Genomic DNA, 25,410 nt, shown 5'->3' with positions numbered 1-25,410 from the left:
GGCATGTGGCCCGTCTCGTTGGCAGACGGGACGGGCCAGAACGTGCCACTGGTCGCGGTCGCGCACGGGTCCCGCGACCCGCGCGCCGCCGCGACCGTGGAAGCCCTGCTCGACGAGGTACGGCGGGCCCGGCCGGGGCTGCCGGTGCGGACGGCGTACCTCGACCACGCGACCCCGTCCCTGGCGCAGGCGCTGCGCGGGCTGGACGAGGCCGTGGTGCTGCCGCTGCTGCTCACCGAGGCGTACCACAGCCGGGTGGACCTGCCGGCGGCGCTCAACGAGGCCAGGGCGCGCGACCCGCGGCTGCGCGTGCGCTACGGCGCGACGCTGGGACCGCACCCGCTGCTGCTGACGACGCTGGAACGGCGGCTGGCCGCGGCGGGAGTGGTGATCGGAGATCCGGACACGGCGGTCGTGCTGGTGTCGGCCGGGTCCAGCGATGGGCGGGCCAACGGCGTGGTCGCGCGGATGGCCCGCGACTGGGGGCGTCCGGCGCTCTCTGGGGCGGGCTTCAGCGCCCGCTCGGGCTTCAGCGGTGTCGAGGGGCGAGGGTGGTGGGCGGTGACGGCGGCGTACGCGTCGGCGGCCGAGCCGACGCCCGCGCAGGCGGTGGCGCTCCTCCGTGAAGCGGGCGCGCCACGGGTGGCCGTCGCGCCGTACCTGCTGGCGCCCGGTTATTTCGCCGACAAGGTGCGGCGGACCACTCTCGAAGCAGGCGCCGACGTGGTCGCCGACGTGCTCGGCCCGGCTCCCGAACTGGCCGAGGTCCTCCTGGAGCGCTACGCCACCGCCGCCCGCACGCCCGCTGGAGCGGCGGCCTCGTAACGCGCCGCCGCCGGTTCGCCGTTCGACTACCCGCTCTCGAGCCGGTTCGACGAGAACGGCGCCCCATGGCCGTCAGCCCGACTCCCCCGCCAGGCTCTCGAAGCAAGGGCGCAGGAGGGCGAGGATGTCGTCGGCGGGGGCGTCCGCCAGGGAGCTCAGCTTGAGCAGGTAGCGATCGAGCACCACCCCGTTGATGATCGCGCTGATCAGCCCGGCCCGCAGCTCGGCGTCGGCGGCCGGGATGGCCGCCCCCACCCGGTCGAGCCAGGCCGCCGCCGCCACCCGGAACTCCCCCGACGCCTCCGCGTGCGTGAGCATCGAACGCAGCACGACGAGCGAGGCGACCGGTTCGTCGTCGAGTCGCCGGCGCAGCGAGGTGAGCAGGGCCTCGGCCGGATGCCCCACCGGCAGCTCCTCCTCCGGCAGCATGGCCGCGCGCGAGAACAGCTCCTCCTTGCTGCCGAAGTAGTGCATCACCAGCCCCGCGTTGACCCCCGCGGTGGAGGCCACGCCCCGGATCGTCGTGCGCTCGTAGCCGAGCTCGGCGAAGGTGGCGCGGGCGGCGGCGAGGATCCGGTCCTCGGTCTCACGGCGCTGTTCGGCGCGGGTACGGCGCGGCTTCTCGGCGGACACCGATTCATTGTACGGGCGTTGACCGAACCGCGATTCTCGTTATACGGTCGTTCAATGAATACGTGTTCAACGAAAGAGGTGTGGCTGTGACAGCGCGTGAAGTGGCCGAGCGGGTGCTGGAGCTGAGCCTGTCGGGGGACGTGGAGCGGTTCGTGGAGTCGATGGCTCCCGACGGGGTCATCGAGTGGCCGTACCGTCCCGAGGGCGTCCCGGAGACCCTCGTCGGGCGGGACGAGATCCGCGCGTTCATGGCGACGGGCGGGCGGCTGATCGAGTTCGAGACGCACGTCGATGTGATGATCCACGAGACGGCCGATCCCGAGGTGGTCATCGTCGAGTACACCGTCCACGGTCACGTCAGGGCGACCGGGGCGCCGTTCACGCAGCGGGTCGTCGCCGTGCTCCGGGTGCGTGACGGGCTCATCGTGCACTATCGCGACTACATCAACCCGCTGCCGCTGATGGCGGTGCTGGGCTCGTAGGGGCGCGCCCAGCCCCCGAACGCGTCAGTAGCCGCGGCGCAGGCTGCGGTGGTCGTCGCGGAGCTGCCTGCGCAGGCTGCGCCAGTCGTCGCCGTGCAGCTTGCGCCACTGCTCGCGCCAGGCGGCCAGACCGCGCTGGAGCGGCTGCGCGCGGGAGTCGCCGATCACCTTGATGTCGCCCATCACCGCGTACGCGTGCACCCGGATGACCGGCGCGTTCGTGCCCGGCGGAGCTTCCAGGACGTCGACCCGCTTGTCGCCCATGACGGCCATGCCGTCGAGATCCACGTTCACGCCGTCGGGGACGATGATCTTCACGTCGCCCATCACCGAGACGGCCATGATGTCGACCACGTTGGTGCGGACCTCGGCCTCGCGCAGGTCGAGCAGCACGTCGCCCATCATGGCGACCGCGCCCAGCTCCTGGTCGATCCGCCAGGTGCCGCGCCGCTTGGAGTCGCCCATGATGCCGACGAACCAGCGCCGCTTACGCACGGGAAGCTCCTGGTGGGCCGGCGGCACGGGCGCGGCACCGGAAGCGGGCAGGTCCTGGACGAGCATGGCCAGCTCGGCGTGGGTGGTGGCGGTGTAGGCGGCCTCCGTGCGGTCGGTCAGCTCGACGAGCGTCAGCCGCCCGTCGACCGAGGCGACGCGGAGCTGCTCCACGACGGCTTCACGTTCGGCGTCCGAGGCCCTAACCTCGCCAGGGTCAGTCATACTCGCAACATATCGCGTTTCAGGAAGATCTGGCTCCTCCTGTGGGAGGAAGAGTCATACCTCTAACAGCTGATCCGGACGGCGAGCTCCCCAGAGGGCGGACCCGGGCTTGACCTGATCCAAGCTAGGGTCCAAGTCATGCATGAGGAACAGCTCTACCAGGCCGCGTTGAACGGCGAGTCGGAGAAGGTGAGCGAGCTGCTCGCCGGTGGCACCGACCCCAACCAGGCCAGTGCGGGCGAGGAAGGCGGGTTGCCGCTCTGCGCGGCCGCCGCCTGGGACCGGGCCGAGGTCGCGGGCCTGCTGCTGGCCGCCGGGGCCGACGTGAACGGGCGGGAGAACGGCGGCTGGACCGCGCTGCTCTGGGCCGCGGCCAAGGGGCACGCCGAGACGGCCGAGTCGCTCATCGAGGCGGGAGCCGAGGTCGACACCGCCAACGACGACGGCGACACCCCGCTCTCGCTGGCGGCCAGGCGCGGCGCCCTGGGCGTGGTGCGGCTGCTGCTGGACAGCGGGGCCGACGCCGGCAAGTACGACGGAGACGGCGACAGCCCGCTCGACATCGCAATCGACTGGGTGGGCGTGCATCTGGAAACCGCGCTGCTCGACCAGATCGGCCAGGACGACTGGGAGTACGTCGTGGCGCGCCAGTTCGCCAAGGACGGCACCGAGCTCGTCACCGTGGCCGGGCGCTCCCCCGACGGCGAGCAGACCGAGCAGGTGCAGGCGCAGCGCGGGCACGCCGCCGTCGCGACGCTGCTGGAGGAAGCCATGAGCGTCTACACGCCGGCCGACCAGCTCGTGGCGCGGGCCCTGGCGCACCGCGACACCGACGAGGACGCCGAGACGTGGTGGATCGTCGCCGACTCGCTGGGCAAGCGGGCCGACGACGAGACGTACGAGGTGCTGGCCAAGCTGTGCGTGAGCGAGGACGCCAGGGAGCGGGAGTTCGGGGTCGACGCGATCGCCCAGTTCGGGTTCGCCGAGGACGCCAAGCCGTACCTGGAGCAGACGCTGCCGCTGCTGCAGAAGATGGCCACCACCGAGGGCAACCCGCAGGTGCTCCGTTCGGTGCTGGCGGCGCTCGGCCATCAGGGCGACCCCCGGGCGCTGCCGCAGGTGCTCGACATCATCGGCCGTCCGGACCACCGGCGCACCATGACCGACGCGATCGCGCTGGCCGACGTGCTGCCGCCGGACCACGAGGAGGGGCTGGAGCTGCTGATCAGCATGACGCGGGACGACGAGGCGGAGATCCGCGACTGGGCCACCGCCGGGCTGGCCTCGCTCAAGGCCGACACGCCGCAGATCCGCGAGGCGCTGGCCGACCGGCTCGACGACGCCGACTTCCGTACGGTGGCGGAGGCCACGCGCGGGCTCGCCGACCGGGGCGACCCGCGGGCCGAACAGGGCGCCAAGCGGGTGCTGGCGGAGAGCGACGACGAGTACGCCAGGGATCTGGTGACGCAGGCTCAGTCGTCCTGACCGCCTGCCCTGCGCAGGCGCCGGTCCCGCGTCAGGGGCCCGAGAGGGCCGGGGCGGTGTCGAGGACGTCGTGGGCCAGGGCGAGGTCGCCCTCGAGGTCGGCGGGGAACGACCGCGGGTCGCCCCGCCCGCCCAGCAGGAAGCAGAACCCCACCACGTCCGCCGTAATGTGCGCGTCCGGGGCGTCGCCACCGGCGGCGGCGTCCTCCACGCCCAGCGGAAGGTGCCACTCGCCGCCCCCCGGCCCGGTCAGCGTGAGCAGGAGCGTGCGCCCGCTGCCGTCCAGGCCGGACAGGAGCATCGTCCACGGCAGCAGCCGCGCGCACAGGTCGGCCGTGGGGTGGATGTGCTCGGGGATCGGGTGCGGCAGCCGGAGGCTGGCGGTGCGGGCGGCGTCGTCGGCGTGTACCCACGTCTCCAGGCATCTGGCCAGCACGTGGTCGGACACCGGCGCGTCGAGGCCGTCGAGGGTCGCGACGGTGCCGGGGGCGAGGGCGGCCAGGTGGCGGCAGAGGGCGTCGGCCTGGGCGCGCCAGTCACGCCTGGTCTGTTCCGGGCTGCGGGCCCGCTCGTAGTTCTGGACGTCGGCGGTACGGCCCAGCGAGTCGGTCGCGCCGATGGCCGGGCCCAGTACGGGGGCGCCGACCGAGGCCGCCAGCAGGCCGTCCTTGGCGGCGAGGTGGGCGACGAGTTCCTGGAGCGTCCAGCCCTCGACGATGACCCGCGACCAGTCGTCCTCTCCGGCCGAGGCGAGCAGCGCGTCCATGGCGGCGACCCGCCCCGCGTACGGCTCCGCCCAGGGCGCGGTGGGAGCCGCGGGCCTGCGGCGGGCCCTGGCCCCGGCGAGAAGCTGGGGTCGCAGAGAGCGTTCCGGTACGGCCGGGTCCTCCATCAGCGCGTCCAGATAGAGACGCTCGACGGGCTCCATCACACCTCTTCCTCTGCCAGCGCGTCGGCCAGGCGGCGCAACGCCAGCCGGATCCGCGACTTGACCGTGCCCTCGGGCACGCCCAGTTCCTCGCCCACCTGGCGGTATGTCCTACCACCGTAGTAGGCCAGTTCGACCGCTTCCCGCAGGCCCTCGGGCAGCGCCGTGACCGCCTGCCGTACCCGTTTGGCCTCGTCGGCCGCGAGCACGTTGTCCTCCAGCCTGGCGGGCTCCGGCTCGTAGAGCCTGGGGCCCAGCGTGGAGACCCGCCTGCGCTCCTCGGCCCGCACGTGGTCGACCGCGCGGCGGTGCGCGATCGTGGCGAGCCACGCGCGCAGGGTGCCACGGTCCGGGTCGTAGGCCAGCGGCCGTTCCCAGAAGACCAGGAACACCTCCTGTGTGATGTCCTCGGCGATCACACGGTCTCTGGTGACCCGCAGGGCGAGACCGAAGATCAGCGAGGAGAGCCGATCGTAGACCTCCCCGAGCGCGGCCTCGTCGCCGCCGACCACCCGCTGATGTAGCAGGCGGTCGTCGTACGGTGCCTCCACTGGCACCACACTCCCGTGATCCGGACCAAGGCGGCGGGTGCGCCGCGACCCGAGCATGTCATTATTCGCCGGAAAAGTGCACACGGATGACCGAGCCGCAGAACTTTGTCGAGCTCGCGATAGGGTCGGAATTCCACGATCAGAGGGAGCAACCGATATGGCCACCACTCGCACCGCCACCACTCAGTGGAAGGGCGCGCTGCTCGACGGGTCGGGCACGGTGTCGCTCGACACCTCGGGTGTCGGCACGTTCGAGGTCTCTTGGGCTTCCAGGGCCGAGGCGGCCAACGGCAAGACCTCGCCCGAGGAGCTCATCGCGGCCGCCCACTCCTCCTGCTTCTCCATGGCGCTCTCGCACGGCCTGGCCGGCGCCGGCACGCCGCCGGAGTCGCTGCAGACCAGCGCGGACGTGACGTTCCAGCCGGGTGAGGGCATCACCGGAATCGTCCTCAGCGTGAAGGGACACGTGCCCGGGATCACGGCCGAGCAATTCCAGGAGGCGGCGGAAACCGCGAAGGCGAATTGCCCGGTGAGTAAGGCGTTGGCGGGCACGACGATCAGCCTCAACGCCGAACTCCTCTAGCGGGACCGCGATCGCGTGCGACAATTGGGTCACATGCGCGAAGTCTGGCCGGGAGAGCCCTATCCACTTGGCGGCACCTGGGACGGCGTGGGCACCAGTTTTGCGGTGTTCTCCGAGGTGGCCGAGCGAGTTGAGCTATGCCTGTTTCACGATGACGGCTCCGAAGAACGCGTGGATCTGCCGGAAGTCGATGGATTCGTCTGGCATGGCTACCTACCGGGCATCGCGCCAGGACAACGTTATGGATATCGCGTGCACGGCCCGTACGAGCCGTCGCACGGGCACCGGTGCAATCCGGCGAAACTGCTCCTCGATCCCTATGCCAAGGCGATCGACGGTGATCTGACGTGGAATGAGTCATTGTTCCCGTATCACTTCACCGACCCGACGCGGCTCAACACGGCCGACAGCGCCCCCTTTATGCCGAAAAATGTGGTTGTCAACCCGTTCTTCGAGTGGGGGAACGACCGGGCGCCGCACACCCCGTACCACGAGACCGTGATCTACGAGGCGCACGTGCGGGGGCTCACCATGCGCCACCCGGCGGTGCCCGAGGACCAGCGCGGCACCTACGCGGGCGTGGGGCACCCGGCGATCATCGACCACCTGCTCTCGCTCGGCGTGACGGCGGTCGAGCTGATGCCGGTGCACCACTACATGCCCGAGCACTTCCTGGTGGCGCGGGGGCTGACCAACTACTGGGGCTACAACACGATGGCCTACCTGGCCCCCCACGGCCGCTACAGCAGTTCGGGCACGCGGGGCGAGCAGGTGCTGGAGTTCAAGGCCATGGTGCGGGCGCTGCACGAGGCGGGCATCGAGGTCATCCTCGACGTGGTCTACAACCACACGGCCGAGGGCGACCACATGGGGCCCACGCTGGGGTTCAGGGGGATCGACAACTCGGCCTACTACCGGCTGCACGACGGTGACCGGCGCTATTACCTCGACTACACGGGCTGCGGCAACTCACTGAACGTCCGGTCGCCGCACGCGCTCCAGCTCATCATGGACTCGCTGCGTTACTGGGTGCTGGAGATGCATGTCGACGGGTTCCGGTTCGACCTGGCGGCGGCGCTGGCGCGGGAGCTGCACGACGTCGACCGGCTGAGCGCCTTCTTCGACCTGATCCAGCAGGATCCGGTGATCTCGCAGGTCAAACTGATCGCGGAGCCGTGGGACGTCGGCCCCGGCGGCTACCAGGTCGGAAATTTTCCGCCATTGTGGACGGAGTGGAATGGGAAATACCGCGACATAGTGCGAGATTTCTGGCGGGGCACCCACTCGGCGCTGCCCGAGTTCGCCTCCCGCCTGACCGGCTCCGCCGACCTCTACGCCTCCTCCGGCCGCCGGCCCGTCGCCTCCATCAACTTCGTGACCTGCCACGACGGCTTCACCCTCACGGACCTGGTGTCGTACGACCGCAAGCACAACGAGGCCAACAGCGAGAACAACCGTGACGGCACCGACGACAACCGCTCCTGGAACTGCGGCGCCGAGGGGCCCGTCGAGGACCCCGAGATCGTCCGGCTCCGCGACCGCCAGCGCCGCAACTTCCTGACGACGCTGTTCCTGTCGCAGGGCGTGCCGATGCTCTCCCACGGAGACGAGCTCGGCCGCACGCAGCGGGGCAACAACAACGGCTACTGCCAGGACAACGAGATCGCCTGGATCGACTGGTCGCAGCTCCACACCGAGTCGGAGATGCTGGAGTTCGTCCGCGAGCTGTCGCGGCTGCGGCGCGAGCACCCGGTCTTCCAGCGCCGCCGCTTCTTCCACGGGCGCCACCCGGAGGACGGCAAGCGTGACCTGGTGTGGCTCACGCCCGGCGGCACGGAGATGACGGCCGGCGACTGGCACATCGGCTACGCCAAGTCGCTGATGGTCTACCTCAACGGCGAGGCGATCACCGAGCCCGGGACGCGCGGCGAGCGGATCGTGGACGACTCGTTCCTGTTGCTGATCAATGCCCACCATGAGGACATGACCTTCACCTTGCCGGGCGCGGAGTTCGGCGAACACTGGCTGCCGATCATCAACACCGACGACAAGGGCGTCTCCGACGGAGATTATGAGTGCGCTGCTCAGGTGGTGGTGACTTCTCGCAGCATGCAGGTGCTTCATCGGCCGCGCTGATTACAAGCGTTTTGTTTTTACGGCAGGCACGGTGAGCCCCACCCGCCATACGTGGTCGGCGTCTGTCCAGGGGAACGCTCCTGCGGTTTACGTGGCTGGGCGCCGTGACGAGACGGTGAGACCGGGGCCTTCCCGGTCTGCTTGCCTCATCGACCGGTAGACGTGCAGGAGTGGCGGGCCTTCCCGGTCTGCCTGCCCTATCGGCCGGTAGACGTTCAGAGGTGGCCGGCCAGGCTTGCGGTGAGTAGGACCAGGACGAATGTCGCTACGCCTGCCAGGCCGTGCAGGAGGACCGCCAGGAGCGGGAAGCGGCGCTCCGCGCCTCGGGCGTGGCGTCCTGTGCCGAGCCAGCGGGTGAACATCGTGAAGCCCAGCAGGGCCGCCGCCGCCAGCACCCCGAACGCCGTCCAGGCCATCAGGCGGCTGCCTGTGATCAGGAAGGCAATCCAGCAGGTCAGCGCCGACAGCGCCAGCACCGGGTGGGAGAAGATCAGCGTCACCGGGAAGCGGGTGACCTTCGTCGCCTGTTGCCGCAGGCCGCCGCCCGACAGCCAGAGGTAGAGCAAATAGATCCCTACGAGCGCTGTGAACAGCCATGTCACGGCAGTGATCAGCCCCATTGGGCCTCCCTCGCGTGCCCGATCCCCAAGTGCCCCGATCCCCATGTGCCTGCCGCCACGTTATGCGCATCACGCTACGTGTGTCCCTCGATACAGCAAAGTGCTCTCCCTCCCGTCAAAGGCCCCTACATCGGCTCGTTGTCGGAGGCGTGTGCCAAGGTGGAGGAGTGCGTCGCATCCATCCCGACATTCAAGACGAACCAGACATCGAGCAGGCTTACGCCTATCCGGCGGGGCGGCCATGGCTGCGCCTCAACATGGTGGCCAGCGCCGACGGGGCCGCCTGGCTGAAGGGGCTGTCGGGCGGGCTGTCCAGCGAGGGCGACCGGCGGATCTTCCGGGTCCTGCGCGGGATGTCCGACGTGGTCATGGCGGGCGCCGCGACCGTGCGCACCGAGGGGTACGGGGCGGTCAAGCCGCGCGAATCATGGCAGACACTGCGGGAGGGCAGGCCGGCGGCCCCGCCGATCGCGGTGGTCACCCGCCGGCTCGACCTCGATCTGGGCAGCCCGCTGTTCACCGAGGCCGTCAGCCGGACGATCGTCATCACCTGCGAGGCCGTGCCCGCCGAGCGCCGCGCCGACGCCTCCCGGGTGGCCGACGTCGTGGTGGCGGGCGGCGACCTGGTCGACATGTCGGTGGCCGTGCGCGAGCTGCACGAGCGCGGCCTGACGCGGATCCTGTGCGAGGGCGGCCCCCGGCTCAACGGGCAGCTCGCGGCGGCCGACCTGATCGACGAGCTCTGCCTGTCGATCAGCCCGCTGCTGGTCGGGGGCGGGGCCGCGCGCATTCTGAACGGCGAGGCATCGCAGGTCGAGCTGCGGCTCAGCCAGGTGCTGGAAGAGGAGGGGGTCCTCTTCTGCAAGTACACGAGGGAGTCAACGACATGACCGAGCCCACCCAGCCGCCCGTCGCGGTCGCCGAAGAGCCGGAGCCGGTGCCCAATCTGCCGGTCCGGCCGCCCGTGGCGCCGATGCTGGCCAAGCCGGTCAAGAAGATGCCCGAGCAGGACGGCACGCTGTTCTACGAGCCGAAGTGGGACGGGTTCCGGTGCATCGTGTTCCGCGACGGTGACGAGGTCTATCTGGGCAGCCGCAACGAGCGGCCGTTCACCCGCTACTTCCCCGAGCTGGTCGAGGCGGTCAGGGCAGAGTTGCCGGAACGGTGCGTGGTCGACGGCGAGATCGTGCTGCCGCAGGGCTCGCAGCTCGACTTCGACGCGCTGCAGCAGCGCATCCATCCGGCGGCGTCGCGGGTCACGATGCTGTCCGAGCGGACTCCCGCGTCGTTCGTGGCGTTCGACCTGCTGGCGCTGGGCGACGAGTCGTTGATGGAGGCGCCGTTCAGCGAGCGGCGGGCGCGGCTGGAGCAGATCTTCCCGGAGAAGGGCCGGTCCATCCGGCTGACCCCGGTCACGATCAACACCGAGCAGGCGTCCGAATGGTTCGAGATGTTCGAGGGCGCGGGGCTCGACGGCATCATCGTCAAGCCCGGCGACCAGCCGTACATCCCCGACAAGCGCACGATGTTCAAGGTCAAGCATGAGCGCACCGCCGACGTGGTGGTGGCCGGTTACCGCGAGCACAAGACCGGGCCGATCGTGGGCTCGATCCTGCTCGGCCTCTACGGCGACGACGGCCGGCTGCATCATGTGGGCGTGGCGGCGTCGTTCCCGATGGCGCGCCGGGCCGAGCTGGTCGAGGAGCTCAAGCCGTACCTCGCCGAGCTGGGCGAGCATCCGTGGGGCCACTGGGCCGAGCAGGCGGCGGCCGGGCCCGCGACGGGCGGGCAGCGGGTGCCGGGCGCGGTGTCGCGCTGGAACGCCAAGAAGGACCTGTCGTTCATCCCGCTCCGGCCGGAGCTGGTGATCGAGGTGGCCTATGACCAGATGGAGGGCGACCGGTTCCGGCATACCGCGCAGTGGCGGCGGTGGCGGCCGGACCGTACGCCGGAATCGTGTACGTACGAGCAGTTGGAGAGACCGGTCTCATACAACCTCGACGACATCCTTGCTCGATAGCCCTTTAACCCGTTATATCTCGACATATGAGTACCGGTGATGAGTTGCGGGCGGCGGTGGGCGCCCGTCGCGACCTCGGGCCCGATTTCGAGGACGCGATCGTTGAATCCTTCCTCGAGAAGATGGGGCAGGAGGTCGACCGGCGAGTCGACGAACGGCTCGCCACCTTGGGGCCCAAAGGCAAGGGCAAGGGCAAGAACGTCGCCAGGCAGCCGGGGCCGAGCGAGGGTCAGCGGCTGGCGCTGGCGATCGTGTCGCTCGCCCTGGGCACCGTCCTGACCCTGGCCGTGATCGTCGGCGGCAAGGAGATGTGGGTGATCGCGCCGATCTGGTTCGCGGTCATCGTGATCAACGGGATCTTCGGCAGCAACCGAAACTGACCTCAACACCCACCGCCGGAACGGGCACTCCAGATCAACCGGGGTCAACCGAGCCTGGGTCCGCTGGGTCAGGCCCAGTCGGGTTAGCCGGGGTCAAGCCCAGTGGATTTCAGGCGAGCCAGATCAGCCGGGGTCAAACCGAGCCTGGGTCCGCTGGGTCAGGCCCAGCCGGGGTTGCGCCGAGCCGTGTCCGGTCGGTCAGGTCCAGTCGGGGTCAGGCGAGCCAGATCAGGCCGGCGAAGCGGCCGCCTGGCTGTTCGCGGCGGTGGGAGTAGAGCTCCTGCGACTCGATCGTGCACCGGGCGTCGTGCCGTACGTCGGCGACGCCCGCTGTGCGCAGCTGGGCCTCAATGCCTGCCCGGAGGTCCAGGGCGGGCGTGTCCCATGAGGTGGTGGACCAGGTCTCCGGCACCTGGGACGCGACCCGTTCGCGCAGCTCGGCGGGCACCTCATAGCAGCGGCCACACGCGCCGGGCCCGATCAGCGCCACCATCCGCCCGGGTGCCGCGCCCTTGGCCGTCATCGCCTCGACCAGGGCGGTGGCGATACCCGCCTCGGTGCCGGGCCGTCCGGAGTGGGCGGCGGCGACCATGCCCGCGACCGGATCGGCGACGAGCACGGCCGGGCAGTCGGCGCCGAGTGAGGCGAGCGCCAGCCGGGGCTCGGTGGTGAAGACGCCGTCGAGCGGCGGCGCGTCGTCGCCGAACGGCTCGCTGACGTACGCGACATCGGCGCTGTGGACCTGCCGCATGAACACGACGGCCCGCACACCCAACTCGGCCGCGACACCCGCCCGGTTGGCGCGCACCGCATCGGGGTCGTCGCCGACGAGGCCGCCGAGATTCCGCGACGTGTACGGCGGAGCACTCACTCCCCCGTGGCGATCGGTGATGGCGACATGCACTCCGGGGGCCAGCTCCATGCCTCCGATCTTAGGGCCGCCCCGCCATCCCGCCTGCCGATGGCCCTGCCTTACGTGGCCTTGCCTTGCATGACGCGCTGCCGTGCACCCTGCGCGCCCTTGCCCCCTGCGTGGCCTTGCCCTCCGTAGCCTCGCCCCGCGTGGCTCTGCCCGTCTGCGCGTCGCTGCCTGACTGCGTGTCAGCCCCGGCCGTACGCCAGCGCCCCTGGCCTGCCTTTCGGGGCTCAGGGGCGGGTGTGTCGGCGTAGTGGTGCGGGGTCAGCTGGAGTGGGCCGGTTCCTTGGGGGTTTCGGCCAGGGGTGGTGCGTCGGCGCGGCCTGCGCGGCGGGTTCGGATTTTCTCCTTTCTGCTTTCCACCACGGTGTAGAGGGTCGGGACCAGGACGAGGGTGAGCAGGGTGGAGCTGATCAGGCCGCCGATGACGACGATGGCGAGGGGTTTGGAGATGAATCCGCCGCCCCCGGTGATGCCCAGGGCCATCGGCAGCAGGGCGAAGATCGTGGCCAGTGCGGTCATCAGGATGGGGCGGAGGCGGTTGCGGCCGCCTTCCACGACTGCCTCGTACAGCGGCATGCCCTGGCGGCGGTACTGGTTGATCAGGTCGAGCAGCACGATGGCGTTGGTGACGACGATGCCGACGAGCATCAGCAGGCCGATCATGGCGGCCAGGCCGAGGGAGGTGCCGGTGATGAGCAGCAGGCCGATCGCGCCGGTGGCGGCGAACGGGATCGACACCAGCAGCAGCAGCGGCTGGATGAGGCTGCGGAAGGTGGCGACCATCACGAAGAACACCAGCGCGATGGCCGCCACCAGGGCCAGCCCGAGGCTGCCGAAGGCTTCGTCCTGGTCGGCGCTGGCGCCGCCGATGGAGTAGGTGGCGCCCGCGGGCAGGGTCAGCTTGGCGAGCCGGCTGTCCAGGTCCGCGCTGATGGCGCCGAGGTTGGCGCCGGTGCTCTTGCCGGAGACGGTGACGGTGCGATCCCCGTCGATGCGGGTGACCGAGACGGGCCCGTTGACCTGCTTGACCTCGGCGACGTTGGAGAGTTCCACCTTTCCGGGCAGATCGAGTTTGCGCAGTTCACCGAGCGAGACGGGGGCGTCGCCGGTGTGCACGAGGACGTCGGCGGTGGTTCCGTCGAAGGTGAGCTGGGTCACGGTGCTGTCCCGGAACGCCTGGGAGACCGCCTGGCCGATGGCGGCCTCGGACAGGCCGTGCTCCGCGGCTTTCTTGCGGTCGACGGTGACGTCGATGCGGGGCGCGGTGTCGGCCAGAGTGCTGGTCGCCTCGGTGACGCCGGGCATCGCTGCCATGGTCTGCTGTACGGCTCGCGACGCGTCGCGCAATGTGTCCTGCTCGCTCGCGTGGACCAGGACCTCGAGCTTGTCGCCGCCGAACCCGCCGCTCTCGCCGATGCTGATCTGGCCCGCGTCGGTCAGTTTGCCCAGCCGGTCGCGCAGGGTGTTCTCCACGGCCGCGGTGTCGCTACCCTCGTGCAGGGTGAGGGAGTAGCTGGCGCGGGCCGTACCTCCGCCGCCACCGCCGCCCGGACGCCCGCCGCCGAAGCCGACGCCGCTCGCGCCTCCCACGGTGACCTGGTAGGACTTGATCTCATTGAGGCCGGTCAGGATCTTCTCGACCTCCTTGGCCTTGGCATCGGCTGAGGCCAGGGACGTGCCGACGGGGAGGTTCTGGGTGACGCTGACCGTGTTCTGCCCCGCGTTGTCGATGAAGCTGGTCTGCAGGCTGGGGACCAGGGCGAGGGTGCCGATGAGGATCGCCAGGGCGCCGGCGACCGTGGTGAGCCGGTGCCGGGTGGCGAAGCGGATCACCGGGACGTAGGCGCGCTGGAGCAGGCTGCGGCGTTCCTTCTCCTCGGCCTTGTGGCGGTCGCCGTCCTTGGGTGGCTTGAGGAACCAGTAGCTCAGCACCGGTACGACGGTCAGCGACACCAGCAGGGAGGCGATCAGGGCCACGGTTACGGTGATGGAGAACGGGCCGAACAACTCGCCGACGAAACCGCCGACGAAGGCGATCGGCAGGAACACCGCGACCGTGGTGAGGGTGGAGGCGGTGACGGCGCCCGCGACCTCGCGTACTCCGTTCTCGATCGCCTGCCGTTTGCGCTCGCCGTAGGACAGATGGCGCTTGATGTTCTCCAGGACCACGATCGAGTCGTCGACGACGCGGCCGATCGCGATGGTCAAGGCGCCGAGGGTGAGCATGTTCAGGGAGTAGTCCTTGACCCACAGCCCGATCAACGCGATCAGCACCGACAGCGGGATGGAGACCACGGTCACCAGTGTGGAGCGCACCGAGAACAGGAAGACCAGGATGACCAGCACGGCCATGGCCAGGCCCAGCAGGCCCTCGGTGGTCAGGCTCTCGATCGACTTCTCCACCTCCGGCGCCTGGTCGAACACGATGGTGAGCGCGGCGTCCGTGCCGAGCGCGGTGGCGAGGGCGGGCAGTTTGGCGCGTACGTCCTCCGAGATCGACACCGCGTTGCCGTCGGGCTTCATGGTGATCGAGACGCCCAGGCTGGGCTTGCCGTCGGTGCGGGTGAGCGTGGCCGCCTCGGCCAGCCCGAGCTTGACGGTGGCCACGTCGCCCAGCCGTACCGGCTTCGGCTTCGCGGGCACCGTCTTGGCCTGCGGCGGCGAGCCCGGCCGCTGAGCCTGGGCTGTGGGCTGGGCCGGGGACGCCGGGGACGCTTGGGCGGCGGGGGCGAGGTAGAGGTCCTTGAGGTCCGCGATCGAGGCGAACCGGGCGCCGACCTGGACGCTCAGGGTGGTGTCCGACTGGGTGAGGGAGCCGGCCGGAATCGGCTGGCCCGCACCCTGGATGGCGGTGGAGATCGCGCTGGTGTCCAACCCGTGCTTCTTCAGCTCATCGGTGTCGGGGGTGATGGTGATGACCTGATCCCGGGTACCGGTGACCGTGGCCTCCTTCACCCCCTCGATGCCGGTGAGCGCCGGCACCACCTGGGTGTCCAGTCGCTCGGCGAGCCGCTGCTGGGAGCCGTCGGAGGCGGCGGCGAGCTGGATGACCGGCAGGTCGTCGGTGCTGCCCACGACCACCTGCGGCTCCACCCCGTCAGGCAGCCGGCTGGACAGTCCGCCGACCACCTGCTGGATCTTGCTCTGCGCATCGTCGATGTCGGTGCCGAAGTCGAAGGCCACCTGGATCGACGCGCTGGACTCCCGCGAGGTCGAGGTCACGCCGGTGACGCCGGCGACCCCGCGTACCCCCTCTTCCAGCGGTACCGTGACCCGGTCCTCGACGATCTGTGGCGCGGCACCGGCGTACGTCGCCACGACCGACACTTGCGGAAACGACAGTGAGGGCAAGAGCTGCTGCTGCAACGCCGGGGTGATGTAGGCGCCGAACGCGACCACCACGATCGTGATGAGCGCGATGAGCCCCCGATTCGCCAGGCTCAATCTAGCCAGAAACGACATCTTTCCACTTCTCTTCAGATGGGTGTCAGACCGCACAGCGCGCAGGAACGGGAGAGCGTGAGGCGACGGCTGCTCGTACGAGTCGTGCCGCCTCACCACGACCGGAGCGCGGCATCGTCGTGGTCACTACTCAAGACTCGTGGCATCGCCCCGGCGGAGCGTCCGCCCGCAGGACGGTTCTGAACTGCGGCGATCGCAGTAGACGCGGCGAGCGGGCTACCGCGCCCGCGGTCCCCGGCCGGTCAGCGGACCTGGGGACGGATCAGGCCGGTCTCGTAGGCGATGATCACCAGTTGGGCGCGGTCGTGCGCCTTCAGCTTGATCATCGCCCGGTTGACGTGCGTCTTGGCGGTCATCCGGCTGATCCCCAGCAGGTCGGCGATCTCATCGTTGGTACGCCCGCAGGCCACCAGGATCATCACCTCCCTTTCGCGCTCGGTCAGCACGGCCAGGTCGTCCAGTACGTGCTCGGCCGAGGCGCCGGGGCTGGCCAGGAACCGGGTGATCAGCCCTCTGGTCGCCGACGGCGACAGCAGCGCCTCGCCCCGGGCCACCACCCGGATGGCCTCCTGCAACTCGCCGGCCTCCACGCTCTTGCCGAGGAACCCGCTGGCGCCCGCCCGCAGCGCGGCGAAGACGTACTCGTCGATCTCGAACGTGGTCAGGACCAGCACCCGGACCCCGGCCATGGCCTTGTCGGAGGTGATCTCACTCGTCGCGGCGAGACCGTCCATTCCGGGCATGCGGATGTCCATCAGCACCACGTCGGCCAGGGTCTCCCGCGCCAGCCGTACGGCGTCATGGCCGTTGGCGGCCTCGCCGACCACCTCCAGGTCGGGCGCCGAGTCGACCAGCACCCGGAAACCGGCGCGGACCAGCGCCTGGTCGTCGGCCAGCAGGATTCTGATCGTCATGGGCGGCTCTTCCTGGAGGTGGGGAGCACGGCGTGTACCCGGAACCCACCGTCTTCCACGGGCCCGGCGACGAAGGTCCCCCCGACCGACCGGGCCCGCTCCCGCATGCCGATCAGCCCGTGACCGGTCCCGGAGGAGACCCCACCCGGATCGCTCTCACCGTCATCGGCCACGTCGACGACCACCGCATCGGAGGCGTAGTCGATCCGCACGGTCGCGGTCGCCTGCGGCGCGTGCTTGCTCACGTTGGTCAGCGCCTCCTGGACGATCCGGAACGCGGCGAGGCCCACCGGAGCGGGCAGCGGCCTCGGGTCGCCGTAGATCAGCCAGCCCAGTCGCAGTCCGGCGGTGGTGAACGAGTCGACCAGGTCAGGCAGCCGATCCAGGCCCGGCGCCGGCTCGGTGAGGAGCTCGTCGCGGCTGCCCGGACGGCGCAGCAGCCCCACCGTCGTCCGCAGCTCGTCCAACGCCTCCTTGCCCGCATGCCGGACATGGCCCAGCGCCGTACGGGCCTGCTCGGGTTCGGTCGCCAGCAGGTGCGCGGCGACCTGCGCCTGCACGTTGATCAGCGCGATGTGGTGGGCGAGAACGTCGTGCAGCTCCCGGGCGATGTGCAGGCGTTCCTCCATCACCCGGCGTTCGGCCTCCTCCTCGCGCGTCTCCTCGGCCCTGCGCGCCCGCTCCTCGATGGCGGCCACATAAGCCCGGCGGCTGCGCAGCGCGTCCCCGATGGCGGTGGCCATGCCGATGGGGGCGACCTGTGCCAGCACTTCGGGCGCCAGCCACGTGTCCCCGACGAACACGACCTTGGCCACGGTGACCACCAACGCGACGAGCCCTCCGTAGGCCCACACGTCCCGGCGTGGGTAGCGCGAGGCCACGGTGTACACCGCGATCCCCAGCGCCAGGTCCAAGGGGCTGCGCCCGCCGCCGACCATGAGGTAGGCCACGAACCCGGTGACCGTGACCGCGAGAACGGCGCGCGGCCACCGGCGCCGGAAGACCAGAGCCCCACAGACGATCGTCGCCAGCGCGATGCTGTACGCGGTGAGGGGCTGCATCTGGACGCGCCACATCGCCCCCGGCGGCGGGGGCGCGTCCGGCGTCAGCAGCGTGGACGCGTACAGGAACACGGCCAGGATCGTGTCCGCCACATAGGGTCGGGAACGGAGTTCCTGTCTCAGCCAGGTCAGCGGACGCACCCCTACACGTTAGGTCTGAGCTGGGCGCATTCCCTCATCCGGTGGTACCTATCCGCGCTACTGCGACCGCGGTACGCGGGCCGGGGTCTGTGCAGGCCGGGGCTGCGATCGCCGGTCAGCTCAGCGCGGCCGTCACGTCCCTAGCCCGTACGAGGCAAGCAAGCATATGCTTGGCCGCGTGGCTCACTATCGCAATCTCATCGGCGGCAAGCTGGTCCCGGCCGCCGATGGTAAGACCATGGACTCCGTCAATCCGGCCACCGGCGAGGTATGGACCACCATCCCGGCCGGCGGCCCCAAGGACGCCGAGGCGGCTGTGGCGGCGGCTCAGGAGGCGTTCCCCCGCTGGTCGGCCATGCCGGCGCTGGGCAGGGCGCACTTCCTGCGCAAGGTGTCCGAGCTGTTCGCCCAGCATGCCGAGGAGCTGGCCCGGCTGGAGACACGCGACAACGGCCGGATCCTGCGCGACACCCTGAAGAAGGACCTTCCGGGCATGTCCTACCTGTGGCAGCTCGCCGCGGGCCAGTGCCTCGACGCGGTCAAGGGGGACACCGTCATCCTGGGGCCCGATGCCCTGGGTATGACGCGTCGCGAGCCGTACGGCGTGGCCGTGTGCATCATCCCGTGGAACTCCCCCATCTCGACGTTCTCCGCGAAGGCGGCATTCGCCCTCGCGGCCGGCAACACCGTCATCGTCAAACCCGCCGAGCAGGCGAGCGTGTCGGTGTTGCGGCTGGGCGAGCTGCTCGCGGAGGTGTTCCCGCCCGGGGTGCTGAACATCGTCAGCGGCATGGGTGAGGACGTGGGCGACGCTCTCGTACGGCATCGGGGCGTCGGCAAGATCAGTCTCACCGGTTCGACGGCCACCGGTCAGGCCATCACCCGCGCCTCCGCCGACTCGCTCAAGCCGATGACATTCGAGCTGGGCGGCAAATCGCCAAATATCGTCTTTCCTGATGCCGACCTGGAGGCGGCGGCCCAGGGCATCACGGTGAACTCCATTTTCACCGGCAACGCCGGGCAGGTCTGTGTGGCCGGTTCGCGGATCCTGATCCACCGGTCCATCTGGGATGAGGTGCTGGAGCGTACCCGGCAGATCGCGGAGAGCCTCATCCTGGACGACCCGCTCGACCTGGCGACCACGATGGGACCGATCGTGTCGGCCGGCCAGTACGAACGCGTCGTGTCGTACCTGGAGGTGGCCGAGAAGGAGGGCGCCGAGCTGGTGTTCGGCGGCCGGGCGGGCGCCGAGGTGGTGCCGCATCTGCCTGGCGGCTACTGGGTCTCGCCCACCCTCTACACGACCGGCGACAACGCGCTGCGCATCTGCCAGGAGGAGATTTTCGGGCCCGTGGCGGTGGCGATCCCGTTCGACACGGACGAGGAGGCGCTGACGATCGCCAACGACTCGCCGTACGGGCTGGCGGCCGGTCTGTGGACGCGTGACCTGGGCCGCGCCCACAGGTTCATCCGCGATCTGCGGAGCGGGACGGTCTGGGTGAACACCTTCCGGCAGATGCCGCCGGGGCTGCCTTTCGGCGGCGTGAAGGACAGCGGCTACGGGCACGACTCGGTCCTCGCATACACCCGGGAAAAGGCGGCCATCATCCAGATTTAGTTAGATAGATTCCCCTCATGAGCGAGGGGATCAACAAAAAGCCGGAGCTTTCCGAGGCTGCCGCACAGTCTCGCGCCTCGGTGCTGCGCAGCCGGGCCGAGTCGTACATCGCGCTGTCGAGACACGACGCCGCCATCGCCGATCTCACGGAGTCGATCGCGCTCGTACCGGACAATGCCCGAGCCTGGCGGCTGCGGGGTGAGAGCCATCGCATCATCGAACGCTACGAGGCCGCTCTGTCCGACTTCGACGAGGCGCTGCGGCTGGAGTCGGACAGCGCGTACGCCCTGGGCTCGCGCGGCCAGACCTACGCCGCGCTCGGCCGCCTGGAGGAGGCCATGGCCGACTTCGAGCACGCGCTGACCCTCTCGCCCGAGTCGCTGTGGATCCTGGAGGCCAAGGCGGACATTCTTGCCGATCTCGACCGCCTGGACGAGGCCCTGGAGGAGCACGCGAAGATCATCGCCCTGAACGAGGAGATCGCGTACTCGTGGCTGGCCAGAGGCGACCTCTACCAGCGCATGCACCTGTACTCCGAGGCCATCGACGACTACACCCGGGCGCTGGAGGTGGAGCCCGAGTACGTACGGGCGTTCAGCAGGCGCGGCGAGGCGCTGCGCATGATCGACCGCTACGACGAGGCCCTGTCCGACCTGAACCGGGCCATCGAACTCGACCCGGAGAACGACCGCGCGCTGGGCAGCCGTGGCGCGGTCCTCAGCGAGATGGGCGACAACGAGGCGGCGGTGCTGGACCTGGACCGGGCGATCGAGCTGGACGAGAACTACACCTGGGCCTACCGGGTGCGCGGGGAGGTCCTGCAGGAGATGGAGCGGCACGAGGAGGCGGTGGCCGACTTCACCCGGGCGCTGGACCTGGAGTTCGGCGACTCCTGAGGCAGCCTCCTGAGGCAGCCTCCTGAGGCAGCCGCTCACGAGCCGGACAGGTGCAGGGCGAGTTGGGTGCGGTCGCGTAGTCCCAGTTTGCGCAGCATGCTCGACACGTGGTTCTTCACCGTGCCCTCGGTGATGAACAGCCGGGCGGCTATCTCCCGGTTCGTCGCGCCCACCGCGATCATCCCGGCCACCTCGAGCTCCCGGCTCGACAGGAGTTCCTGGCCGCGAAACCGGCTCGGCGCGCCGCGCGGCTGCCCGCGCAGCTCGGCCACGAGCCGGGCGGCCACCGGCCCGTCGAGCACGGTCTCGCCCGCGTGCGCCTTGCGGATCCCGGCGATCAGCTCCTCGGGAGAGCAGTCCTTCAGCAGGTAGCCGCGGGCTCCGGCGTGCAACGCGCCGAAGATGTACGCGTCCTCCTCGAAGGTGCTGAGCATCAGCGCGGCGACGCGCGGGTGCTCGGCGGCGAGCCGCGCGGTCAGCTCGACCCCGTCCATCCGCGGCATCCGGGCGTCGACGAGCACGACGTCGGGCGCGCACTGCGGCACGGCGGCCAACGCCGCCCAGCCGTCGGCGGCCTCGCCCACCACCTCGATCCCGTCCTCGATCTCCAGCAGCTTGCGCAGCCCCCGGCGCATGAGTTCCTGGTCGTCCACGAGCAGCACCCGGATCATGGCCGCGCCACCGGCACCTCGGCCCGCAGCTCGAACCCGCCGTCGCGGGCGTTGGCCGCCCGGAAGCTGCCGCCGATCGCCCGCACTCGCTCGGCCAGCGAGGACAGGCCGAACCCGGCCGCATCCACCGCGCCCTTGCCGTCATCACCGATCACCAGCACCACCCGATCCTCGCCGAAATCCAGGCGGGCGCGCACCTGACGGGCCTCGGCGTGCCGCAGCGCGTTGGTGAACCCCTCCTGGAGCACACGGTAGAGGACCAGCTCGGAGTCGGGGTCGATGCGGCGTTCGATCCCGTCGACGGTGAAGCTGACCTCGACGCCGGCCCCCTCGAAGGAGCGGGCCAGCCGGCCGAGCGCGGTGCTGCCCACCTGGCCGTCCAGCGCGAGGGGACGCAGCGCGCGCACCCAGCGCCGCGCCTCGGCCAGCGCCTGGACGGTCATCTCCTTGGCCTGGCGTACTTCCTCCCAGATCAGTTCGGGATGCCGTTCCCGGTAGCGTTCGGCGTTCTCCAGGTTCACCTTGATCACGGTGAGCTGGTGCCCGATCGAGTCGTGCATGTCCCTGGCCATCCGGGCGCGTTCCTCGGCCACCGCCAGCTCTCTGATCCGCTCGATCAGCCGCTGCGCCGCCGCGCGCTGCCTGCCCGCCTCCAGCAGGGCGGACGTCATGACCAGGGAGAAGACGGCGAGCAGGGTCATCGGTACGAACTGGTCGAGCGCTTGGAGCCAGCTCGCGTCGAACAGCAGCGGGATGGACCCGCCCACGCAGAGCAAGTAGATCGCCGTGATCACGATCGCGGTGCGCATGCCGTACACGAAGGCGAGGTTCACGATCGCGACGAACACCAGCGCGATGTGCCATCCGCTCAGGACCTGGCCGATGAGCAGGACCGTCACCATCAGCGTCGGAGCGGCCAGTTTGCGCACCGGGCTCGCCGCCGGGCTCCACGGCATGATCAGCCAGAGCGCCGCCACCAGCGCCATCACACCGGCGAAGAGCGCGAAACGCGGCCAGGAACCGGCGGTGCCCGCGCCGCCGGCCAGGACCGTCGCGAATATCACCCAGAACGCCACCGAGAGCAGAACCGGCCGGTCCGGGTCGCGAAAGGTCACATCTGCGGACCCTACGCGGCTGCCGGCCTCCGCGGCATCCCCCCAGCGACACGGTACTTCGGTCATGTCTGGATCTACCCCGCGCTCGATGTGCGCCCCGGCGGGTGGTCCCTAGCGTGCCGTCATGCGAATCCTTGGTGCTGTCCTGGTCACGATCGCGATGCTGTTCGCGGCCACGTTCGGAGTCATGGCGATCAGCAATGTCCTGTTCGGCGGCTCACAGGCGGTGGCGCCGTTGATCACGGTGCTGGTGCTCCTCCTCGTCTACGTCTATCGGCGCTTCGTGAGCCACCGCCCGTGGTCCGGCCTGCGGGTCACCTGGACCTGGTGGGCCCTGCCCCAGGCGGTGCTCGGCATGGTGGTGGGCCTGGCCGCCCTGCTCGGGGCCAACGTCGTGTCCGTCTGGGTGGGCGCGGCGAGGTGGCTGCCGCCCGCGGACGTCCCACCTCTCATGATCCCGCTCGCCATCGTCGTGATCGCGCTTAAAGCCTCGTTCCCGGAGGAGCTGCTGTTCCGCGGGCATCTCTACGACACGCTGTCCGACCGGCTGAGCCCGCGCGCCGTCCTGGCGGTCACCACGCTGTCCTTCGGCTCGATCCACATCCTGTCGCAGAGCCCCGCCTCGGGGATCGCGGAGAAGCTGCTCTATGTCGTGATGGCCATCGCGCTCGGGCTGCTGTGCGGGGCGGCCCGGGCGCGGACGGGGGCGTTGTGGATGTCGGTGGGTGTGCACAACGCGGTCTACCTGAGCAGCGTCTTTCCCGCCCAAGAGATCAACTACGGCGTGCAGCTCACCCTTCAGGCCGCCGCTCTCGCGCTGTCCGCCGTCGCGGTGCTCGCGTTCCCGGCGGCCCGGCCGACCTTGCTCGATCGTCAAACGGCGTAGAGCTTGGTGACGGAGATCTTGGTGTCGCCGAGGAACAGCCAATCCGGCGGGGCGATGAAGCCGGGCAGTGCGGACATCTCACTGGGATTCGGGCTCACATCGGTGACCCGCAGCCCGATCTTGCCGCCGGAACCCTTGACGACCAGCGATACCTCGACTCCCTCCGGTCCGGGGGCGCGGAAGAGGAATCCCGCCGGATCGGCCGTGATGGAGCGGCCCCCGACGGTCAGCGAACTCACCGTCGCGGTGTCCCCGTCCACCCGCAGGCCGACCGCGCTCGCTCCGCGTTCGGAGTGGATCCGGACGCGCAGGGTTCGTACGCCCTCCCGGGTCGTGTCCGCGAGCACCCGCAGCGAGGGCGCCGGCAGCTTGGCGGCCTTCGCCGGGCTGAGCAGCTTGGACCCGCCCCACAGCTCCGCCGGCGGCTGGCCGGTCGGGTTGGTGCCGCCATAGCGGCGGGCCCACTGGTCGGGCGCCTTCGAGGTCAGCCAGACGGCCTTGCCGGTGTCGGCGTCGAGGCCGTACGCCAGGCTGGTTCGCCGCGGGTGCTCCTTGTCGATCGGCTCGACCAGCAGGCCCGCCGCCACCAGGGCGATCGAGACGACCAGCGCGGTCAGCGGGATCAGCGGGGAACGCCGGTGCGGCCAGACCGTCTCGATCAGCGGCAGCAGGAGGCCGCCGAACAAGATCACCAGGGGCATGGGGGCGTAGCCCACGTACTGCAGGCCCGTCGGCAGGGTGTTCCACGCGCTGGGCAGCAGGATCAGGGCGGCTGGCACGAGACCGGCGGTGAGGATGAGCACCCGCCACCGCGGCGGGCAGCGGAGTGCGGCCAGCCCGCCCAGCGCCGCTCCCAAGGCGGGCCAGGCGGCGAGGTGCGACGCTCCGGGCGACACGATGCCGAGGCCGAGACCGATCAGGGCCGCCCAGGTCAGCATGCCCAGCGCCAGTTCGGCGGCGCCGACGCGACGGCGCAGCAGGGCGTACCACGCGACCAGGATCGTGCCCGCGAGCATCACCACGGCGAGCCAGAACAGCTCCGGCCGATACGGCGTCGTGGTGGCGGTTCCGCCGAATTTGGGCTGGATCACCTTGAGCAGGTCCCAGAAGGAGAGACCGACGCCCACCGCGAGTCCGATCGGGATCAGGGCGAGCGCGGTGCCGAGGAGCGTGCGCCGCAAGGTGACCAGGCCCCGGCGGCGGGCCAGGAAGATCAGTGCCAGTGCCGCCAGCAGGGCGGCGGCGCCCAGCAGGGTGGCCGCCCAGGTGGGATAGCGGACCAGCAGGCCGGGCGGGACGTTGAAGTAGACCAGGTCGTTCCCGGTGGTCAGCCGCGCCAGGTCGGTGCCGCCGAACGCGCGCACGAGCGCCAGCGTGTTGTCGCCCATCTGCTGCAGCGCCGCGAGATCGACGTGTGCGGGGTCGTCGAGAACGCTGTGGTACAGGGTGCCCGCGTTGGCGTAGGCGGAGTCGAGCACGGCCATCCCGCCGGGTTTGAAGGCGGTGAAGTCTGTGTCGTTGTTGAGCAGTTTCATCAGCTCGGCGTACACGGAGTCGGCCACGGGCATGGGCGCCGCCGATCCGAACATGGAGATCAGGCCGGAGTTCGCCTCCGTGCTCCGGAACATCAGCACCGGCCCCTTGGCCCCGCGCGCCTCGTTGTTGAGCACCACGCTCCGCCCCTTCGCGAGCGGGTGCCCTGCGACGAACGCCTCCGAGCCCAGGAGCCCGGCCTCCTCGGCGTCGGTGATGAGGAACACGACGTCGTTGCGCAACCGCGTGCCGTCCGCGACCAGCGCCCTGGCCGTCTCGATCGCGCTCGCCGTACCGGCCCCGTCGTCGTTGGCGCCCGGCCCCTCGGGGACCGAGTCGTAGTGAGCGGTGACGAAGACCCGGCCGGTGGGAGCGGTCCCGGGTATCACGGTGACGATGTTGAAGACCCGCCCGGCGGTGATGGGGTCGCCCTGCTCGTCGATCGGTGAGACGCCCACCGCCTCGTGCACCTCGGGCCGCAGGCCCAGCCGTCGCAACTCGCCGACCAGGTAGTCGCGGACCCGGGTGTGCTCGGCCGTGCCGACGGGGTGGGGTGCGACGGCGAAGCGCTCGACCTGGGCGAAGGCCCGCTGCGCGCTGAACTCCCGGTCGGGGGCACTGGCCGGGCTCACCGCGGTGGGGGTGGCGTCCCTGATCGCGCCGATGGCGATCAGCAGGAGCACGCACAGGGCCATGAGCCCGGCAGCGAGTGAGCGCCGTCTCGATGCGTGCTCGGCTGCGGCCACTGGTGTCATCCTCGTTCACTCCCCGTGTCTTGTGTCCCAAATGTCCCTGGTGGTGGCATCGGGAGCACCGCGACGGAGTATTGCAGAA

Annotated in this window: 23 protein-coding genes; 11 read left to right on the top strand and 12 right to left on the bottom strand. The window is 70.3% G+C overall.

The window, feature by feature from the left end; translation table 11 throughout:
* Positions 1 to 3: 3 nt before the first annotated feature.
* Complete coding sequence (locus tag KLK06_RS14825) at positions 4 to 825, top strand: CbiX/SirB N-terminal domain-containing protein (protein ID WP_214635995.1); 822 nt, start codon at positions 4 to 6, stop codon at positions 823 to 825.
* A gap of 72 nt (positions 826 to 897) precedes the next feature.
* On the opposite strand, the gene KLK06_RS62305 is transcribed toward KLK06_RS14825, so the two are convergent.
* Positions 898 to 1,458 (bottom strand): TetR/AcrR family transcriptional regulator, encoded by a 561-nt coding sequence (locus KLK06_RS62305; RefSeq protein ID WP_214635994.1) that lies wholly within the window; start codon positions 1,456 to 1,458, stop codon positions 898 to 900.
* Positions 1,459 to 1,544: 86 nt separating this feature from the next.
* On the opposite strand from KLK06_RS62305, the gene KLK06_RS14815 reads away from it, so the two are divergent.
* A complete protein-coding gene (locus tag KLK06_RS14815; RefSeq protein ID WP_214635993.1) occupies positions 1,545 to 1,940 on the top strand; it encodes a nuclear transport factor 2 family protein in 396 nt (131 codons plus the stop codon).
* A gap of 24 nt (positions 1,941 to 1,964) precedes the next feature.
* Here the strand turns inward: KLK06_RS14815 and KLK06_RS14810 are convergent, their stop codons facing one another.
* Positions 1,965 to 2,657, bottom strand: a complete 693-nt coding sequence (locus KLK06_RS14810) for a DUF1707 domain-containing protein (protein WP_214635992.1) — start codon at positions 2,655 to 2,657, stop codon at positions 1,965 to 1,967.
* Between the two features lie 138 nt (positions 2,658 to 2,795).
* Between KLK06_RS14810 and KLK06_RS14805 the strand changes: the two genes are divergently transcribed.
* Positions 2,796 to 4,142, top strand: a complete 1,347-nt coding sequence (locus KLK06_RS14805) for an ankyrin repeat domain-containing protein (RefSeq protein WP_250905378.1) — start codon at positions 2,796 to 2,798, stop codon at positions 4,140 to 4,142.
* 31 nt (positions 4,143 to 4,173) lie between these two features.
* On the opposite strand, the gene KLK06_RS14800 is transcribed toward KLK06_RS14805, so the two are convergent.
* Complete coding sequence (locus tag KLK06_RS14800) at positions 4,174 to 5,070, bottom strand: maleylpyruvate isomerase family mycothiol-dependent enzyme (RefSeq protein WP_250905491.1); 897 nt, start codon at positions 5,068 to 5,070, stop codon at positions 4,174 to 4,176.
* Positions 5,070 to 5,627, bottom strand: coding sequence for a sigma-70 family RNA polymerase sigma factor (locus KLK06_RS14795; protein WP_214635990.1), 558 nt, complete (start codon positions 5,625 to 5,627; stop codon positions 5,070 to 5,072). The genes KLK06_RS14800 and KLK06_RS14795 overlap by 1 nt, the downstream gene beginning before the upstream one ends.
* A 151-nt stretch (positions 5,628 to 5,778) precedes the next feature.
* Here KLK06_RS14795 and KLK06_RS14790 point away from each other — a divergent pair, with 151 nt between their 5' ends.
* Both KLK06_RS14790 and glgX read left to right on the top strand, forming a co-directional pair.
* A complete protein-coding gene (locus tag KLK06_RS14790; protein WP_214635989.1) occupies positions 5,779 to 6,204 on the top strand; it encodes an OsmC family peroxiredoxin in 426 nt (141 codons plus the stop codon).
* Positions 6,205 to 6,237: 33 nt separating this feature from the next.
* On the top strand, positions 6,238 to 8,340 hold the full coding sequence (gene glgX, locus KLK06_RS14785) for a glycogen debranching protein GlgX (RefSeq protein ID WP_214635988.1): 2,103 nt from the start codon (positions 6,238 to 6,240) through the stop codon (positions 8,338 to 8,340).
* Positions 8,341 to 8,555: 215 nt separating this feature from the next.
* On the opposite strand, the gene KLK06_RS14780 is transcribed toward glgX, so the two are convergent.
* Positions 8,556 to 8,960 carry a hypothetical protein gene (locus KLK06_RS14780; protein ID WP_214635987.1) on the bottom strand — a complete coding sequence of 135 codons (405 nt, stop codon included), beginning with the start codon at positions 8,958 to 8,960 and terminating at the stop codon, positions 8,556 to 8,558.
* Positions 8,961 to 9,127: 167 nt separating this feature from the next.
* Between KLK06_RS14780 and KLK06_RS14775 the strand changes: the two genes are divergently transcribed.
* The 3 genes from KLK06_RS14775 to KLK06_RS14765 are packed head-to-tail and all read left to right on the top strand — an operon-like array spanning position 9,128 to position 11,360.
* Complete coding sequence (locus KLK06_RS14775) at positions 9,128 to 9,850, top strand: pyrimidine reductase family protein (protein ID WP_214635986.1); 723 nt, start codon at positions 9,128 to 9,130, stop codon at positions 9,848 to 9,850.
* A complete protein-coding gene (locus KLK06_RS14770) occupies positions 9,847 to 10,980 on the top strand; it encodes an ATP-dependent DNA ligase (protein ID WP_214635985.1) in 1,134 nt (377 codons plus the stop codon). The genes KLK06_RS14775 and KLK06_RS14770 overlap by 4 nt, the downstream gene beginning before the upstream one ends.
* 26 nt (positions 10,981 to 11,006) lie before the next feature.
* Positions 11,007 to 11,360, top strand: a complete 354-nt coding sequence (locus KLK06_RS14765) for a hypothetical protein (RefSeq protein ID WP_214635984.1) — start codon at positions 11,007 to 11,009, stop codon at positions 11,358 to 11,360.
* A 214-nt stretch (positions 11,361 to 11,574) separates the two neighbouring features.
* Here KLK06_RS14765 and pgeF read toward each other — a convergent pair whose 3' ends face one another.
* From pgeF to KLK06_RS14745, 4 genes are all read right to left on the bottom strand, one after another.
* Positions 11,575 to 12,282 (bottom strand): peptidoglycan editing factor PgeF, encoded by a 708-nt coding sequence (gene pgeF, locus KLK06_RS14760; RefSeq protein ID WP_214635983.1) that lies wholly within the window; start codon positions 12,280 to 12,282, stop codon positions 11,575 to 11,577.
* 258 nt (positions 12,283 to 12,540) lie between these two features.
* Positions 12,541 to 15,741: an efflux RND transporter permease subunit gene (locus tag KLK06_RS14755; protein WP_214635982.1), complete on the bottom strand. Its 3,201-nt coding sequence runs from the start codon at positions 15,739 to 15,741 to the stop codon at positions 12,541 to 12,543.
* Positions 15,742 to 15,983: 242 nt separating this feature from the next.
* Complete coding sequence (locus KLK06_RS14750) at positions 15,984 to 16,655, bottom strand: response regulator transcription factor (protein WP_214635981.1); 672 nt, start codon at positions 16,653 to 16,655, stop codon at positions 15,984 to 15,986.
* Positions 16,652 to 17,857 carry a histidine kinase gene (locus KLK06_RS14745; protein WP_214635980.1) on the bottom strand — a complete coding sequence of 402 codons (1,206 nt, stop codon included), beginning with the start codon at positions 17,855 to 17,857 and terminating at the stop codon, positions 16,652 to 16,654. The genes KLK06_RS14750 and KLK06_RS14745 overlap by 4 nt, the downstream gene beginning before the upstream one ends.
* Positions 17,858 to 18,035: 178 nt before the next feature.
* Between KLK06_RS14745 and KLK06_RS14740 the strand changes: the two genes are divergently transcribed.
* Positions 18,036 to 19,475: an aldehyde dehydrogenase family protein gene (locus KLK06_RS14740; RefSeq protein ID WP_214635979.1), complete on the top strand. Its 1,440-nt coding sequence runs from the start codon at positions 18,036 to 18,038 to the stop codon at positions 19,473 to 19,475.
* Between the two features lie 17 nt (positions 19,476 to 19,492).
* Entirely contained in the window at positions 19,493 to 20,371 is an 879-nt protein-coding gene (locus KLK06_RS14735) for a lipopolysaccharide assembly protein LapB (RefSeq protein WP_214635978.1), read from the top strand.
* A 35-nt stretch (positions 20,372 to 20,406) separates the two neighbouring features.
* On the opposite strand, the gene KLK06_RS14730 is transcribed toward KLK06_RS14735, so the two are convergent.
* On the bottom strand, positions 20,407 to 21,042 hold the full coding sequence (locus KLK06_RS14730; protein ID WP_214635977.1) for a response regulator transcription factor: 636 nt from the start codon (positions 21,040 to 21,042) through the stop codon (positions 20,407 to 20,409).
* A complete protein-coding gene (locus tag KLK06_RS62300; protein ID WP_214635976.1) occupies positions 21,039 to 22,157 on the bottom strand; it encodes a sensor histidine kinase in 1,119 nt (372 codons plus the stop codon). The genes KLK06_RS14730 and KLK06_RS62300 overlap by 4 nt, the downstream gene beginning before the upstream one ends.
* Positions 22,158 to 22,281: 124 nt before the next feature.
* On the opposite strand from KLK06_RS62300, the gene KLK06_RS14720 reads away from it, so the two are divergent.
* The gene (locus tag KLK06_RS14720; protein ID WP_214635975.1) at positions 22,282 to 23,043 is read left to right on the top strand and encodes a CPBP family intramembrane glutamic endopeptidase; all 762 of its coding nucleotides are present in this window, start codon (positions 22,282 to 22,284) and stop codon (positions 23,041 to 23,043) included.
* Here KLK06_RS14720 and KLK06_RS14715 read toward each other — a convergent pair.
* On the bottom strand, positions 23,031 to 25,331 hold the full coding sequence (locus KLK06_RS14715; protein WP_214635974.1) for a M20/M25/M40 family metallo-hydrolase: 2,301 nt from the start codon (positions 25,329 to 25,331) through the stop codon (positions 23,031 to 23,033). The two genes, KLK06_RS14720 and KLK06_RS14715, sit on opposite strands and share 13 nt — an antisense overlap.
* Positions 25,332 to 25,410: the final 79 nt, after the last annotated feature.

Source organism: Nonomuraea sp. NEAU-A123 (assembly GCF_018603905.1).
Lineage (GTDB): Bacteria > Actinomycetota > Actinomycetes > Streptosporangiales > Streptosporangiaceae > Nonomuraea.
Note: the sequence above shows the minus strand (reverse complement) of the source record. Positions and strands in the feature narration are given on the sequence as shown.